Annotated in this window: 15 protein-coding genes; 2 read left to right on the forward strand and 13 right to left on the reverse strand. The window is 68.9% G+C overall.

The genetic code is table 11. From position 1 onward, the window contains the following. Nucleotides 1-208 precede the first annotated feature (208 nt). The 12 genes from ABZ348_RS33905 to aztB all read right to left on the reverse strand — a co-directional run bounded on the left by ABZ348_RS33905 (nucleotide 209) and on the right by aztB (nucleotide 11,854). Nucleotides 209-571 carry a GNAT family N-acetyltransferase gene (locus ABZ348_RS33905; protein WP_358939741.1) on the reverse strand — a complete coding sequence of 121 codons (363 nt, stop codon included), beginning with the start codon at nucleotides 569-571 and terminating at the stop codon, nucleotides 209-211. 118 nt (nucleotides 572-689) lie between these two features. Next, nucleotides 690-1,106 carry an aspartate 1-decarboxylase gene (panD, locus tag ABZ348_RS33910; protein WP_358939743.1) on the reverse strand — a complete coding sequence of 139 codons (417 nt, stop codon included), beginning with the start codon at nucleotides 1,104-1,106 and terminating at the stop codon, nucleotides 690-692. A gap of 347 nt (nucleotides 1,107-1,453) precedes the next feature. Then, on the reverse strand, nucleotides 1,454-3,058 hold the full coding sequence (locus ABZ348_RS33915) for a fused response regulator/phosphatase (protein ID WP_358939745.1): 1,605 nt from the start codon (nucleotides 3,056-3,058) through the stop codon (nucleotides 1,454-1,456). Then, nucleotides 3,055-4,533 carry a HAMP domain-containing sensor histidine kinase gene (locus ABZ348_RS33920; protein ID WP_358939747.1) on the reverse strand — a complete coding sequence of 493 codons (1,479 nt, stop codon included), beginning with the start codon at nucleotides 4,531-4,533 and terminating at the stop codon, nucleotides 3,055-3,057. The genes ABZ348_RS33915 and ABZ348_RS33920 overlap by 4 nt, the downstream gene beginning before the upstream one ends. 2 nt (nucleotides 4,534-4,535) lie before the next feature. Then, entirely contained in the window at nucleotides 4,536-5,597 is a 1,062-nt protein-coding gene (locus ABZ348_RS33925; RefSeq protein ID WP_358939749.1) for an ATP-binding SpoIIE family protein phosphatase, read from the reverse strand. Further along, nucleotides 5,585-6,007 (reverse strand): anti-sigma regulatory factor, encoded by a 423-nt coding sequence (locus tag ABZ348_RS33930; protein WP_358939751.1) that lies wholly within the window; start codon nucleotides 6,005-6,007, stop codon nucleotides 5,585-5,587. Before ABZ348_RS33930 ends, ABZ348_RS33925 begins: the two co-directional genes overlap by 13 nt. Further along, nucleotides 6,004-6,372 carry an STAS domain-containing protein gene (locus ABZ348_RS33935; protein ID WP_358939753.1) on the reverse strand — a complete coding sequence of 123 codons (369 nt, stop codon included), beginning with the start codon at nucleotides 6,370-6,372 and terminating at the stop codon, nucleotides 6,004-6,006. Before ABZ348_RS33935 ends, ABZ348_RS33930 begins: the two co-directional genes overlap by 4 nt. After that, complete coding sequence (locus ABZ348_RS33940; protein ID WP_358939754.1) at nucleotides 6,369-7,220, reverse strand: STAS domain-containing protein; 852 nt, start codon at nucleotides 7,218-7,220, stop codon at nucleotides 6,369-6,371. The genes ABZ348_RS33935 and ABZ348_RS33940 overlap by 4 nt, the downstream gene beginning before the upstream one ends. 362 nt (nucleotides 7,221-7,582) lie before the next feature. After that, the gene (gene aztD, locus ABZ348_RS33945) at nucleotides 7,583-8,776 is read right to left on the reverse strand and encodes a zinc metallochaperone AztD (protein ID WP_358939756.1); all 1,194 of its coding nucleotides are present in this window, start codon (nucleotides 8,774-8,776) and stop codon (nucleotides 7,583-7,585) included. Continuing rightward, nucleotides 8,773-9,768, reverse strand: coding sequence for a zinc ABC transporter substrate-binding protein AztC (gene aztC / locus ABZ348_RS33950; RefSeq protein WP_358939758.1), 996 nt, complete (start codon nucleotides 9,766-9,768; stop codon nucleotides 8,773-8,775). Before aztC ends, aztD begins: the two co-directional genes overlap by 4 nt. Beyond that, complete coding sequence (locus ABZ348_RS33955; protein ID WP_358939760.1) at nucleotides 9,765-10,970, reverse strand: hypothetical protein; 1,206 nt, start codon at nucleotides 10,968-10,970, stop codon at nucleotides 9,765-9,767. Before ABZ348_RS33955 ends, aztC begins: the two co-directional genes overlap by 4 nt. Beyond that, nucleotides 10,967-11,854 (reverse strand): zinc ABC transporter permease AztB, encoded by an 888-nt coding sequence (gene aztB / locus ABZ348_RS33960; RefSeq protein ID WP_358939762.1) that lies wholly within the window; start codon nucleotides 11,852-11,854, stop codon nucleotides 10,967-10,969. Before aztB ends, ABZ348_RS33955 begins: the two co-directional genes overlap by 4 nt. A 50-nt stretch (nucleotides 11,855-11,904) precedes the next feature. Between aztB and aztA the strand changes: the two genes are divergently transcribed. Beyond that, complete coding sequence (gene aztA / locus ABZ348_RS33965; RefSeq protein ID WP_358939764.1) at nucleotides 11,905-12,609, forward strand: zinc ABC transporter ATP-binding protein AztA; 705 nt, start codon at nucleotides 11,905-11,907, stop codon at nucleotides 12,607-12,609. A 26-nt stretch (nucleotides 12,610-12,635) separates the two neighbouring features. Here the strand turns inward: aztA and ABZ348_RS33970 are convergent, their stop codons facing one another. After that, the gene (locus ABZ348_RS33970; protein WP_358939766.1) at nucleotides 12,636-13,568 is read right to left on the reverse strand and encodes a LysR family transcriptional regulator; all 933 of its coding nucleotides are present in this window, start codon (nucleotides 13,566-13,568) and stop codon (nucleotides 12,636-12,638) included. 274 nt (nucleotides 13,569-13,842) lie between these two features. Between ABZ348_RS33970 and ABZ348_RS33975 the strand changes: the two genes are divergently transcribed. Then, nucleotides 13,843-15,000: an MFS transporter gene (locus tag ABZ348_RS33975; RefSeq protein ID WP_358939768.1), complete on the forward strand. Its 1,158-nt coding sequence runs from the start codon at nucleotides 13,843-13,845 to the stop codon at nucleotides 14,998-15,000. The last annotated feature ends 112 nt before the right edge of the window (nucleotides 15,001-15,112 follow it).

The raw sequence follows: 15,112 nt of genomic DNA on the forward strand, positions 1-15,112 counted from the left end.
GGAGGTGCCCCCACCGCAGTGATTCATTCCTCCGCCTTGCGATCCACGGCACCAGACCCCGCTCCCTGATCCAGCCTGATCCAAAAGAAAGACCCAAGCGGCCCCGTCCAACACGGCACCGCCCGCTCGCTCGATCACACTGCGCAACCATCACACTGCACAACCCAGAGGGGAACCGCTTGGGCGCAATGGCTCGCGCCCGACGGAATCACCACTGCTGCGGATTGGCCCGCAGCTGTTCCTTGGCCGCGGTGACCAGCTCCGCAGGGGCCTCGGGGGCCTCGTCGGGATGGCGCAGGGCCCACTTGGCCGCATAGGGGCACAGCGGCACGACCGGGACGCCTTCCCTCGCCGCGATCCCGTAGAACTCACGCACCAGCGCACCCGCGATGCCCCGGCCTTCGAATTCGGGCTCGACCACGGTGTGGACGGCGACCAGCGCGGCGGGCGCCCCGGCCAGGGTGAAGTACGCGATGCGGCCGGCGACCCGGTCCCCGTCGTACGCCTCCAGGAGGCCCCGGCCCCTGTCGTCACGGATGTCGATCTTCTGTTCCGGGCTCTGTTCGGACATGGTGGGCGGCTCCTTGCTCCTGACGGGCTGCACTGATACTCGGACTTCACGGAACTACCTGGACACAGCAGGACTACTCCATACTCATCCATCCTCGCCATCGGGGCGATCACCGGGGTCAGACGAGGACGTGCGGTCCGCGGCGGGTGTCGCTGCCCGGCACGGGCGCGGAAGCATCCGTACCCAGCTCCACGATCCTGTTGTCGGCGTCCACATGGACGACCCGGGGCAGGAGCGACCGGGCCTCGGCATCGTCGACCTGGGCATAGCTGATGAGGATCACCAGATCCCCCGGCTGCACCAGATGGGCCGCCGCCCCGTTGATGCCGATGACCCCGGACCCCGGCTCGCCCTCGATGACATAGGTCTCCAGGCGCGCGCCATTGGTGATGTCGACGATGTGCACCAGTTCACCGGGCAGGAGATCGGCCGCGGCCATCAACTCGGCGTCGATGGTGACGGATCCGACATAGTGCAGATCGGCCTGGGTGACGGTGGCACGATGGATCTTGGACTTAAACATGGTGCGCAGCATCGAGGCACTCCCGGAACTAGGCTCCCTGCCTGCGTTCTTGCAGGTCAAGTGCAGTTTTCCTACCCTATAACGATTGTGTGTGCGGGCAGTGTTCCCCGGCTTCCCCGAGGCTCGTACTGTCCGTCGTACTGTCGGTGCTGTCGACCGACCTGACTCACCGTCAGGCATGTGACGGAAGGCGTCAACCTCACCTCCGACCCGCGCCGTGACGACCGCACCAGCCTACGCAGCCCCACCGGAAAAGCGGTCCGTGATCACCGTCACTCCGGTGCTCGGGTGCTCGGGTGCTTGGGTGCTCCGTGCGAGGGTCAGGAACGTACGGGGGTCAGGAACGTACGGGGGCGGAATCAGCTCAGGCGGAGGGCGAGGAGGGCGATGTCGTCGTCCTTGTCCCTGCCGAGGGCGTGGAGCAGCAGGTCGCTCAGCTTCTCCAAGTCGTCCGGTCCCGAGACCACCCTGGCGCGGAAGTCCTCAAGGCTCTCGTCGATGTTCCGGTCGCGCTCCTCGACCAGGCCGTCGGTCATCAGCACCAGCCGGGTGTTGGGTGCGGTGTTGTGGACGGCCGCCGGGGCGTGGGCGAGCCCCAGGCCCAGCAGAGGACCGTGCTCCACCAGGAATTCGGCGTTCCCGTCCGGCTGGACGAGCAGCGGGGGAATGTGGCCCGCGTTGGAGACGTGGATCCGACGTCCACCGGGCTCGATCAGCACGATGCAGAGGGTGACCGTGATCCCGGGTCGCGAGTGGGCCAGCAGGGTCTCGATGCGGTCCTGGATGTGGTGCGGCGGATGACCTTCGAGGGCGTAGGCGCGCAGTGCGTGGCGTACCTCGCCCATGACCACCGCGGCGGCGAGCGAGTGCCCCGCGACATCGCCGATGGCCACCAGAAGCCCGTCCGCGGTCTCCAACGCCTCGTAGAAGTCACCGCCGATCTCGGTCTGTGCGCTCGCGGGGACATAGCGGAAGGCCATCTCGACACCGGCCACCATCGGCAGCGCTTCGGGCAGGAACGTCTTCTGGAGGGTGAGCGCCAGCGAGTGTTCCTCGGCGTAGGAGCGCAGTGATTCGAGGGAGAGTGCGCAGGCGTTGGCGAGTTGTTGGATCAACTCCAGATCGTCCGTGCCGCGCACCGAGTCGGCGGGCACGGCGAAGCAGAGCGGCGGGCGTCCCCTTTTGGTACGGGCGACGATCAGGGTGACGTCCTCGCGCAACTGGTCGGAGGGCAGCAGCGTCCGCCAGAGGGCCTGGGGGATCTGGGCGCTCTCGGCTCCCGTCCCCGTGCCAAGGGCCTGTGCGGTGAGCAGGTGGAGCGCATGGGAGTGTGCCGGCAGCAGCCGGGGAGTCGCCTCAGGACCCTCCGTCATGCTGTGCACCACCTGGTTCTGCGGCGTCAGGAACACCAGGGTGGCCGGACAGGAGAGCAGTTCGGCGGCCCCGGTGGTGGCCGCGGCGGCGAACGAGTGGAAACCCACTGCCTTGTAGACGTCGAGCGTGGTGTGGTTCAGCGTCCGGAGCCGGTTGGCCAGTCGCTCGGCGCGCTGCCACGCCCGGGTGTAGCGCAGGGTGGCGGTGAGCGTGGCCAGCAGTTCGTCACGGTCGATGGGTTGGTTGAGATAGGCGTCGGCCCCGCCCTGGAGCCCCCTGGCATGGTCCTCGGGGCCCATGATGGTGGCGGACACATGGATCACCGGCACCCCTGCGGTACGGGGGTCGGCCTTGATCCTCTCGCAGACCTCGAAGCCACTGATGTCCGGCAGATTGACATCGATGATGGAGGCTTCCGGGAGCGGGGCACCGGGTGTGGCCAGCAGTTCCAGCCCGCTGGTGCCGTCCGGCGCCTCGATGACGGTGTGACCCGCGCGTCGGAGCCAACTGGTCAGGATGTAGCGGGTGGTTTCGTTGTCATCGATCACCAACACCGTGGCGGGCGCGCCGTCGAGACTCATGTCGTTCATGCGTCGTGCCCCTTCTGCTCCGAGCCGTGGGATGCAACGCGGTGCAGGCCGTCCGGGAGCGGCTGGGCGGCGCTCCGGTCGGTGTGGGACTCCGGCAGGGTGGGACCGGCAGCGATCTCACCCGGATCAAGATCCGGTAGACGGACCTCGACCCGGGTGCCACGACCGAGTGAACTGGTCAACTCCATCGAGCCGCCCAGCAGTTGGGTGAGCGTACGGGCGTAGGGCAGACCCAGTCCGGTACCGGGTCTGCCCCGCTGGTGGGGGCCCGGTACCTGGTAGAACTCTTCGAAGACACGCTGCTGCTCCGCCACGGGAATGCCCACGCCGGTGTCGGTGACGGTGAACGACAGCCAGGGCCCCGTCTGCTCCTTCACCGTGCGGACGTCGAGGTCGACCTCGCCCTCCTCGGTGAACTTCAGTGCGTTGGAGAGCAGATTGCGCAGGATCCGGGTGAGCAGCACCTCATCGGTCACCAGGATCGGAAGCTCGGCCAACGGCGGCAGCCTCAGGGTCACCGACTCCGTACGCACGGTGGAGGCGAGGGCGCCGCCGAGCTGTCCGATGACCATGTGCAGATCGACCGGCGCGAGCTGGGGCTCCAGCTGCCCCGACTCCGCCTTCGCCACGTCCAATAGATCGTTGACCAGCGAGAGCAGTGTCTGGCCCGAGGACGCGATCAGGGAGAGCTGTCGGTGTTGGTCCTCGTCGAGATGCGCGGACTCGGGGTCCAGGAGCAGCCGGGACAGGGCGACCACCGCGTTGACGGGCGTGCGCAACTCATGGCTGACGTTGGCCCAGAAACGGGTCTTCGCCTCGCTGGCCGCGCGGAGCTGCCGGGACTTGTCCTCCAGTTCCGTGTGGAGCGCGACCACACCGCTGTTGGTGGTCTCCAGCTCCTGGGACAGCTCGGTGTAGAGGGCCAGCACCCCGCGGTTGGTCTCCTCCAACTCCTCGTTGAGCCGCCTCAGCTCTTCGCGCTGGGCGCGGGTCTCCTCCAGGGTGGCGATCAAGTCCTGCGTCTGGGCTCGCAGCTCCTCCGCCATGGTGGCCGGAGCGGTGCGCCGCAGGGCCTCCCGCAGCCTCTCCTGACGCGCGGCGAGTCCGTCGCCGGCGGGAACCGGCTGTTCCAGGACGATCCGGTGGGGGTCGCCGGGCAGATGGCGGACCCGGTGGAGCAACCGGGACGCGAGTTGCATCGCCTGTTCCGCTGGTGCCGGGCCGTGGGCCCACTGAATCGTCACTGTGAGGACGGTCTGCCCGTCCTCGTACAGGCCGAAGGAGGCGGTCAGCTCGGTACTGCCGAGCCGGTCCCTGCCCAGTTCGCTCAGCGCCGTCGCCAGTCGGACCTGGTCCTGTCGTTCCATCCGGAGTGTCTCGGCGGCCACTTGGCCGCTGCGGCGGAGGGAGAAGACGTCCTGCGCGGAGTTGATGCCGAGCGTCGCCAGGGAAGCAGGGCCGTTGGCCGCCTGCACCGCTACCACGCTCCCTTGGCGACCACGATTCCCGCGTCGTCCCGTCGCACGGCTGCTTCGCGCAGCAACTGGCCCGCAACCACCGAGGGAGTGTGCTGGAGCAGGCCGGGGAGGACGTCCGTGGTCCACCGTTCGGTCAGCCCGTCGGAGTGGAGGATCAGCGCACTGCCCGGTATCAGCGGCAATTCGAAGGTGCGCAGCGTACGCATCTGGTGTCCCACGATACCGGGCGCTGACAGCAGGCTCTTGCGTGTTCCCGGCGCGATGAGGAAGCCGCTGACATTGCCCACGCCGCAGAACAGCACGCGCTCCTGGTCGGGTTCGATCCGCACGACGGCGACCGCGCCACCACGGGTCCCACGCAACGCTCCGTGGATGTCGCGCAGGATCGATTCGGGGTCGCGGGCCTTCGCGCGACGGAACGCACCCACGGCTGCCTCGCTGGAGCGGGCCGCCAGGGGGCCGTGTCCCAGGCCGTCGCAGAGCATCATCAGCAGCGCCGGCCCGGTTGCCGCCGGAGCGTCGTCGACGCGCGTCGACCAGGCGTCGCCGCAGACGGTCTCCCCGCTGATCGGGCGGGTGAGTCCGGCCACGATCTGTCTGCCGGGCATCGGATGTGCGGCATCGGCACGACCGCGCGGCCAGAACTGCGCGGCCATCACCGTGCCCCGGCCCGGCAGCGAGTGGATGTCGAAACCGTCGGCGAGCCTGGCGACCGCGCCCAGCCCGATGCCGAGCGTGCCGGCCGTGGAAACCCCGTCGGCCATCGCAGCGGACACATCGACCATGCCCGGTCCCGTGTCCACGGTGACGAACTCGACGGCAGCTCTGTCCTGGGTGCGAAGGACGCGCAACAGCAACGCCCCGTCGTCGGCGTGGCGTTGGAGATTCGTCGACGCCTCGCTGACGGCAAGCGCCACCTCGGACGCCCGATGCGCGTCGAAGCCGATCCGCCGGGCGAGTGCGGCGGCGGCTCCGCGTGCGGCGGCGGGGAATGCGGGGTCGCTGCGGAACCAGGCGACGTCTTCGCAGTCCAGCACGGTCAGCGCCGTCACCGGACCCACTTGACCAGCGATACCGTGGTGCCGCGGCCCACTTCGGTGTCGAGCGAGAACTCGTCCACCAAGCGCCGCGCACCGCTCAGACCGAGACCGAGACCGCCGCCGGAGGTCCATCCGTCGGTCAGGGCGAGGTCCACATCGGGGATTCCCGGGCCCGAGTCCTCGAAGGCCGCGAAGGCGCCGGCCCGGCCGTTGCGGCGCACCAGTCCGATGCGGGCCTGCCCGCCGCCCCCGTACACCAGGGTGTTCCGGGCCAGTTCGCTGGCCGCGGTGATGAACTTCGTCTGGTCCACCAGTGAGAGTTTGCAGCGCTGGGCCAGCTCACGGGCGAGCCGTCGTACCCGTACGACGTCCTCGTTGGCCACGATGGGCAGCAACTGCAACTCTCCGTCGTGCGTCCAGGGCGTGGTCATGTCCGGCCCGCGTCGCCCCGGCCCAGCATGGCAAGCCCCTTCTCCAGATCGAGGGCGGTGCGCACGCCTCCCAGGGACAGGCCGAGTTCCACCAGGGTGATGGCGACGGCGGGGCGCATTCCCACGACGACGGTCTCGGCGTCCAACATGCGTGAGATGGCCGCGATGGTGGCGAGCATGCGCCCCACGAAGGAGTCCACGATTTCGACGGCGGTGATGTCGATGACCACACCGCGCGCGGAACGGGCGACGATCTGTTCGGCGAGATCTTCCTGGAGGTTCATCACCGTGTCGTCCTCCAGGTCCACCTGGATCGACACCAGCAGAACGTCCCCGATCCGCAGGACCGGTACGCGGTCGGTCACGGCTGGCCGCCCTTGCGGGACACCATCTCGACGCCGGACCGGCGCAGGGCGAGCTGGAGCGCGTCCGCGAGGGTCGCCTTGGTGACGATGTCGCCGAATTCGATGCCCAGCGCCACGATGGTCTGGGCTATCTGCGGACGAATTCCGGACACCGTGCACTCGGCGCCCATGAGACGGGCCGCGACGATGGTCTTGAGGAGGTGCTGGGCGACCTGGGTGTCGACGGCCGGGACGCCGGTGATGTCGATGATCGCCTGCTCGGAGCCGGTGTCCACCAGGGCCTGGAGCAGTTTCTCCATGACGACCTGGGTCCGCACGGAATCCAGGGTGCCCACCAGGGGGACGGCGATCACTCCGTCCCACAGTTTGACCACGGGGGTGGAGAGTTCCAACAGCTGGTCGGCCTGGGCCGCGATGATCTCTTCCCGGGCTCGGGTGTAGGTCTCGATGGTGAAGAGTCCCAGATCGTCCAGGAGCCGGCTCAGCCGGAGGTACGCCCGTACGTCTTCCGTGGCGCCGCCTTCGAGCGCGGGCTCAAGGACTTGCTTGAGGGCGAAGACGCTCAGCGCGGTCTCGCTCGGGGTGAATCCCTGACGGGCACGGTTCCGTGACAATTCGGTCAGCAGGGCCCGCAACTCCGACAGGGCTTCGCCGTGGGCGTCCTCGGCTCCGGCGCGAAGGGCTTCGACGAGCGCCGCGTACAGCTCGTGCAGTTCCCGGTCCAATTCGGCCCGGCTCACCCGGCCGGCCAGTCCCTCGGAGACCCGGGTGACCCACTGCGCGGCGAAGTCTTGACCATCCGCCGACAACAGACTCACCAGCCTGGCCGAACCATTCTGCTTCGCCACCACGGCCACTCCTTGAAGATCAGCTGATGAGATCAGTTAACGCTTGAGCAGCGTACGGCATGGGAAATGCACGTTCGGGCCTCGAACCTGCATCTCGGAGCGCGTGCCTCTCGACTGTAGACCTGAGGCACTCACAGGTCTGACGACCGGTGGTACCGAAGGCCATTTCGCGCATTCCCCGGTATGCGCGGCGCAGCATGTGACGGTACTCACTGCGACACCTCCTCCCACCCGGGGCCCGAGAACGTCTTCACGGGCCCCGGGGCGCCTTGGTCATACAAGCCCTGGTGGCCGCTGTCGCCCGTCACCGGGATGGCCGCGGCGGGCAGTCCGGCGCGACGCGGTCCGCACGACCTCGTGGTTCAGTGCTTGACGCCGCTGAGTTCGTTGGGCGCCATGGGCAGGGTGACGGAGGCAAGTTGCTTGCCCGTCTCGATGTCGATGGCGTGGATCTTCTTGGTCGCGGGGTCGGTGACGTACGCGGTGTGCTCGCGGACGAACAGCGCGGGGCGCGGCTGTTGCCACTCCAGGGGCTCCTGCCAGGCACCGATGACCGGGATCGTCCTGGCGACCTTGCCCGCCTCGGTATCGATGACGTGGATCTTGCCGTCCGTGCCCAGGACGAGCCCCTCGCCGTGCGGGCCGCGGGCCAGGGAACGGAAGGTGTAACTGGTGCCGAGGTCGAGTAGGTCCATCTTCCCCGTCGTGGTGTTGATCAGGGAGATCTGTTGTGGACGTTCGAGTTCGGCGTCCTTGTCCTTCTTGAAGTCGCCGAGGACGATCGGGGATTCGTCGGACCCTGCCTGGTTGCCGATCCTGCCGTAGGCGGTGGGACTCTTGACCTTGGTGATCGCGCCCTTCCGGTAGATGAGGACACCGTCCTCGCAGCCGACGACGACTGCTTCGTCCTTGGCTGTGGCCTCCCCGTGAACGCCGGCGCACTCCTCGTTGCGGGTGACCTCCTTGCGGTTCTCGTCGAGGACGACGATCCCGGTGCGCTTCTCCTCCGTACCCAGCGTGCTGACCAGGTGTCCGTTCTCCAGTTCGACGGCAACGCCGTGGTGCGGGGCTGCGGAGGTGTACGTCGTGGTGACGGGCTTCCCCTCGGCGAGGTCGCGGGGATCGAAGACGGTGACTTCGCCGGTGCCGTCGGTGAACAGGACGGTCCTGCCCGCGTGCCGTACGACGTGACCGGGCTTGGCGCCCTTGAACTCGATGTCCGTCAACCGCTGGTTCACGGCGTCCATGACACGGAAGCCCTCGGCGGTGGAGAGCATGACGTGACGGTCGTCCCCGACCGGGTTGACGCGGTTGAAGCCGGATAGGGGAATGTCCTTCACGACCTCCAGGGTCCTGCCGTCGAGGACGTAGAGGCCGCCCTCGTACGTGGTGACGAGCGGATTGGCGACCGGCCGCGGCGCGGCACCGGGCTTGTTCCCGGGCTGCTCGGCGTCCGACCGGTCGGCGGTGTCGGTGCCGCAGGCGGTCAGGGCAAGGGAGGCGGCCATCAACAGGGCGACGGCTGCTACGGCGCGTGGACGGGCGGTGGTGATCATGGATTCTTCCTTTCCGTGCCCGCCTTCGGGCGGGCTGTCGTGCTGGTGGGCGCGCCGAGGCCGTCGGCGATGGCCGTGGTGTTGGCGCGCATCATGTCCAGATAGGTGGCGGCGCCCTTGCCCCGTTCCGTCAGGGATTCGGAGAACAGGGGGACGACGCGTACGTCGACGTTGGCTTCGCGTCGAAGGGCCTGGGCAAGGCGGTCCGGCTGGGAGGAGTCAGCGAAGATCGCCGTCACCCCCGCCGTCTCGATCGCCGTGGCGAGGGACTTGAGGTCCGAGGCGCTGGGCGAGGCGAGGGTGGTTCCACTGGGGATGACGGCTCCGACGACCCGGAAGCCGAAGCGTTGGGCGAGGTAGCCGAACACGTGGTGGTTGGTCACGAGGTTGCGCTCGTTCGCGGGTATCTCGGCGAAACGGCGGCCCATCCAGGTCACGAGTTCGACGAGTTGGGTGTCGTAGCGGGCGGCGTTGGCGCGGACGGTTGCCGCATCGACACCGTCGATGTGCTCGATCAGTCGGTCGGCGATGAGCCGGGCCGCCGTGCGTACGCGTACGGGATCGGTCCAGAAGTGTGGATCGGGCCGGCCCGCCATGTCGTCCGATGTGTACACGAGGGGGTCGATGCGCTCGCCGACGGCGAGCACGGCGATGCCGGCGTCCCGCCCTGCCTCCACATGGCGCAGAACGTTCTCCTCCAGCCCGAGACCGTTGTGGACGATCAGGTCGGCCTGCTCGATCTTCGCCGCCTGTGGAGCGGAGATGCCGAAGGAATGCGGGTCGGAGCCCGGCTTCATCAGAACGGTGACCTCGGCCTGGTCGCCGACGACCTCCCGGGTGATGTCGCCGAGGATGTTGGTGGTGACCACAACACTGGGACGCTCGTCGTCGGCAGTGGTGCAGGCCGTGAGACCGACGACCACGAGGCCGATCAGTGCGAGGACCGGCGCGAGGGCTGTGGGGCGCCTCAGGGCTTCAGTGCGGTGTGTCATCGTCCGGTCTCCACCATGTACGTCGGAGTGAAATCGAGGGAGAAGGTGCGGGCCTTGCGCAGTCGGTCGTTGAAGTCGATCTCATGGACCTTCCGTCCGGCCGGGTCGTTGACGTACGCACGAGCGGTGTCCACCTCGATGACCGGAGCCGGGCCGTCGGACACCGGGGTCAACAACGCCGTCCGGGACGTCCGTTGGCCGGTGGCGAGGTCGAAGGCGCTGAGGCTTCCGTCGATGCCGAGGGCGAGCAGCGGAGTTCCCTCTCCGGCCGTGTTCACCGCGACGATCGGACCGGTGGTGATCCGCTTCCAGGTCCGCCGAGTCACATCGAGGACCCACGCAGCGTCCGGTCCCGCCTCGGCGGTCAGGATCGTGCTCCCTGCCCGGTGCCTGAACCCAACGGCCCGCTCGGTCCTGGGCACGGTCGTGCCGTACGGGATCTTCTGCGCACTGAACGCGCCGCCGTCCTCGCTGACCAGCACAGCACCGTCGGAGCACCCCAGCACCACACCACGGCGGGTGAGCGCCGTACCGCGTGGTTCGGGGCAGGTCTCGCGCAGTGCGGAGACCGGACGGCCGTTCCTGTTGCGGATCTCGACGCGGTCATGGGCACCGCCCGCACCGGGTACGACGAGGTGCTCCGCGTAGGGGACCACGGAGGCAGTGGCGCCGGACAGTGGACGGCCCACACCGGGGCGGGCCGCCTCCAACGCCTTGCGGTCGAGCAGACGGACGGATCCGTCGCCGAAGGAGAGGGCGGTGGTCCCGGGGTCGGAGTGCACGCGGACCGGCCCGGGGCCGTTGATGTCACCCACCGGGCGGATGGGTGCGCGGTAGTAGTGCACGTGGTCGCCGTGGTCCACCATCCAGGCACCGCCGTCGATGATTTCGGTGCCCGCACCGGTGGTCAGATAGGCGAAGCGACCGTCGGTGGTGATGCCCCGGACCGGGCCGACCGGACGGAGTGAGGTGACGGCTTCGGTGATCAGATCCAGCACGCGTACCGTTCCGGTGCGGGCGTCGGCCATGACCAGGCGGGGCTGTTGTTCGTCGGTCTCCTGCGCACCTTCGACCCGGCCATGCGGCACCGGCTCCTTCGTCCCGCTTCCGGCCGGTGCCGGCTTCGTCTCGGCGGAACATGCCGGGAGGAGCAGAGCCACGGCAAGGATCGCCGCAATGGGGGTCCTTCTAAAGGCGGTCACGAGGACACCTCTTCCGTGCGCGTCCCGGGCCGCACCAGGAGTGTGTGTACGAGCCGGGACCGCGGCGGACGGCGCTTGACGCATCCGGCGGCGAGGTGGGAGAGCAGGAACTGCACAACCGCAAGGGCGGAGATGGTCGCTCCGGCCGCGGTGCCCATATGCCATGACACCAGCAGCCCCAGGAACACCGCGGCGGAGCCGAGGACCGCCGCACCGATCATGATCACGGGGATGCTGCGCGCCCACGGCAGCACGGTCGCCGGCGGCGCGATGAGCAGGCCGAAGACGAGCAGGGTCCCGACGATGTGGAACGAAGCGACGATCGCCAGGGTGAGCAGGCCCAACAGGGCGGCGTGCGCCGCCTTCGGCCGCAGACCCAGTGTGTACGCCTTCCGTTCGTCGAACGCGAGGGCGACGAACGGCCGGTGACCCAGTACGGAGACCACGAGCGCGACGGCGAGGGCCGCACCGAGGAGGGCGAGATCGCCCTGGCGCACGGCGAGCACATCACCGAACAGGAACCCGGTCAGGTCGACCGCGAAAGACTGTGAGCGGGAGACGACGATCACTCCCACCGACAGCATCCCGACGAACAGCAGCCCGATGCTGGTGTCCTGGGAGAGTCGGGGCGACCTCCCGACCGCCGTGACGCCCGCGGCCATGACGATCGCACTCAATGCCGCTCCGACCAGCAGATTGCCTCCCATCAGGGAGACGAGTGCGATGCCGGGCAGCATCCCGTGCGACATCGCGTCCGCGAGGAAGGCCATCCCGCGCAGAACCAACCACGTACCGGCAAGGGCGCAGATCGTCGACACGAGCACGCCGCCCCACAACGCTCGCTGCACAAAGGCCACCTCGAACGGGGCCACCAACCATTCCATGGAGCGAGACCATATAATGAAAACGATTATCATTACAAAGGAGGTTCGCCATGGTGGCTCCGCACACGGTGCCGGAGGTCTCCCTCAGGGGTGTTTCGGCGGGATACGCACGCACCCTCGCCCTGTCCCAACTCGACTGGGACGTACCGTCCTTGACCGTCACCGCGGTGCTGGGGCCGAACGGGTCGGGCAAGTCCACGCTGTTGGGCCTCCTGGCCGGCGTGATCCCCGCGACATCCGGGACCGTGTTCCACCGCAGCACCGTTCGACCGGCTTTCGTGATGCAACGCAGTGCGGTCGCCGACACACTGCCGCTCACCGTCCGGGAAGCCGTGACGATGGGGCGGTGGGGTCGACTCGGGCTCCTCCGACGTCCGTCCACCGAGGACCGCGAGGCGGTCGATGCGAACATGGAGCGGCTCGACGTCGCAGCCCTCGCACAACGGCAGTTGGGAGAGCTGTCAGGCGGCCAACGCCAACGCGTCCTGGTCGCGCAGGGCCTGGCGCAGGGCGCCGACCTCCTCCTGCTCGACGAGCCCGCCAGCGCTCTCGACGGCTCGGCGCGCGAGACGATCGCACGGGTCCTCGACGAGGTGACCGCCGAGGGCACCACGGTCGTTCAGGCCACGCACGACATCACGGCGGCCCGTCGGGCAGGACACTGCCTGCTCCTCGAAGGTGGCCGCCTCGCGGCGGCGGGTCCGCCGCACCTCGTACTGGCGGAGGCCGATCGAGGGGCCGCACCCGGACGCTGAAGGACTCTGCTCGATCGGCCGCGGCGTCATTCCCCCGGCGCGGTGCCGCCCTGCTGAGTCGACGCGGTGCCCAACACATCCGCGTCGATCAGATCGAGCAGGGCGCGGACGGCCGCGGTGGGGCGCCGTGTCGCCGAGGTGGCGACGGAGAGGCTCCACCTCAGCGGAGCGTCCGCAACGGTCAGCGTCCGCAGACCGGAGTCGTCCGGCACGGCGAACCGGGGGACGAACGCAACCCCGAGCCCCTCCCGTACGAACGCCGCGGCGGTCGTGAAGTCCGGCACCTCCAAGGTGACGCGGCGCCGCAGTGCGGAGGCGACGAATGCCTGGTCGGCGAGCTCGCGGTTGCCGTAGCCGGGCGGGAAGTCGATGAAGGGCTGCTCGGCGATCTCCGCCAGTGACACCTCGCCGCGCCCGGTCAGCGGGTGTCCCGTGGGCACGAGCAGGAGCAAGGGGTCCGCCAGCAGTTCGCGGGCCGCGACACCGGCCGGCGCGCCGCCGGGGAAGGACAGGAAGGCGGCGTCGAGCTCGCCCGCGAGCAGCGACCGGGTCAGGCCGGCGGAGCCCGTCGGGTCAAGCCGCAGTCTCACCGTGACCTGGGGGTGACGGGCGTTGAGTCGTCCGAGCAGCCGTGGCAGGTCGATGCCGACACGGCCGATGCCGATGATGACGCCGACGGTGACGGTGCCGCTCAGACTGCCGTAGGAGTCACGGACGGCATCGCGGGCCGCCTGCGCGGCGTCCAGGGTGGCACGCGCTTCGGGCAGCAGCGCCAGGCCCGCGCTGGTCAGCGTCACCTTCTGCGAGGTGCGCTCGAACAGTGCGGCCCCCAGCTCCCGCTCCAGGGCCCGGATCGCGGTGGACACCCCGGACTGGGCGACGTGCAGCCGCCGGGACGCACGGGTGAAGCTCAGCTCTTGCGCAACGGCGGCGAAGTACTCCAGGTGTCGCAGTTCCACCGCAGCGGGCCTCCCTCGCGATCTATCTCTGAATCGGATCGAATGTATCCGAAACTATCGTTAGACGCGATTCATCAAAGGCGTGACCATGGGGCGTACGCAACCGACCGAGGAGTGGATGGGCGTGTCCCTGTCACCAGCACCGGCACCATCGACGAGCGCCCCCGCGCCGTCGGCAGCGGGGTCCTTGACGTCGAACGCGATCGGGGCCGGAAGGGCGGGCTCCGCCCGGGCAGCGCAGCCGTCGCACCATCGCGGCTTCTGGTTCGCCGCCGTGGCATTCACGGTATTGATGGCCTTCGGCACCGCTCCGACCCCGTTGTGGCCGTTGTACGCGGCACGGGACGGCTTCGGTACGACCACGATCACCATCGCATTCACCGGCATGGTCGCCGGTGCCGCGGTGAGCTTCCTGACACTGGGGCACCTGTCGGACCGGTTCGGGCGGCGGCGCATCATCGTGCCTGCCCTGCTCGTCGCGCTGGCCGCGGCCATCGTCCTCATCGCGTGGCCCACCCTGCCCGGCCTGCTGACCGGACGGGTTCTGAACGGTGTGGGAGTGGGACTCATGGCCTCCACCGCCACCACCTATCTGCACGATCTGTACCGCGAGGCGCACCCCGACCGCCGGTTCTCCGCCCTGCCCGCGACCGTGGCCACCGCGGCGAACCTCGGCGGACTGGCTCTCGGCCCTCTGGTCGCCGGCAGCATGGCGCAGTGGGCGCCGGCCCCCCTGGTGACCACGCAAGCCGTCTTCGCCATCGCCATGGCGATCAGCCTGGTGCTGGTGCTGTCCAGCCCCGAGACAGTCGACCGCGAGCTCCAGGAGCAGCGGCGTCCGAGCCGGTTCGCTCTGCTGCCCGGCGCCCGGAGGGTGTTCGTCGCCGCCGCGGCGATGGGATTCGTCTCCTTCGCACTGCTCGGTTTCGTCTCCTCCCTCGGCGCAACACTGATCCATGACAGGCTCCACATCGACTCCCATCTCGTGACCGGTCTCACCCCGTTCCTGATGTTCGCCTCGGCGGCGGTGGCACAACTCGCCGCCGGCCAGCTCGGCCTGCCGCGTACGCTCCGGATCGGGGCCGTCGTCTTCCCCGTCGGTCTGGTGCTGACCGCCCTGTCCCTCTTCCACCCGGCCCTCTGGCTCCTCCTCATCGCGGTCTCCGTCGCAGGGGCCGGCGCGGGTCTGCTGTTCAAGAGCGGCGTCACGATCGGTGCGACGGTCGCCGAACCGTCATCGCGTGCCGGGGTGCTCTCGGTGTACTTCGTCATCGGCTACATCGGGATGGGGGTGCCCTCGATCCTGTTCACCATCGCCACCCGGCACATCGGTCTGGGCAGTGCGGTGATCGGCCTGGCCACCGTGCTGGCGATCGGAGCGGCCCTGTCCGTGGCCCTCGCCACCTCCGCACGCCACGGAGTCCGGCACTGACCCGAGAACGGGCAGGCTGCCGCGGAACCCCTTTCAGTACGGGGAGGGCAGGACCACATACCCAGGGGTATGTGGTCCTGCCCACCCCCGAAACAACAAACGGAATAAACCA

It is taken from the genome of Streptomyces sp. NPDC005963, from assembly GCF_040638655.1.
Taxonomy (GTDB): domain Bacteria; phylum Actinomycetota; class Actinomycetes; order Streptomycetales; family Streptomycetaceae; genus Streptomyces.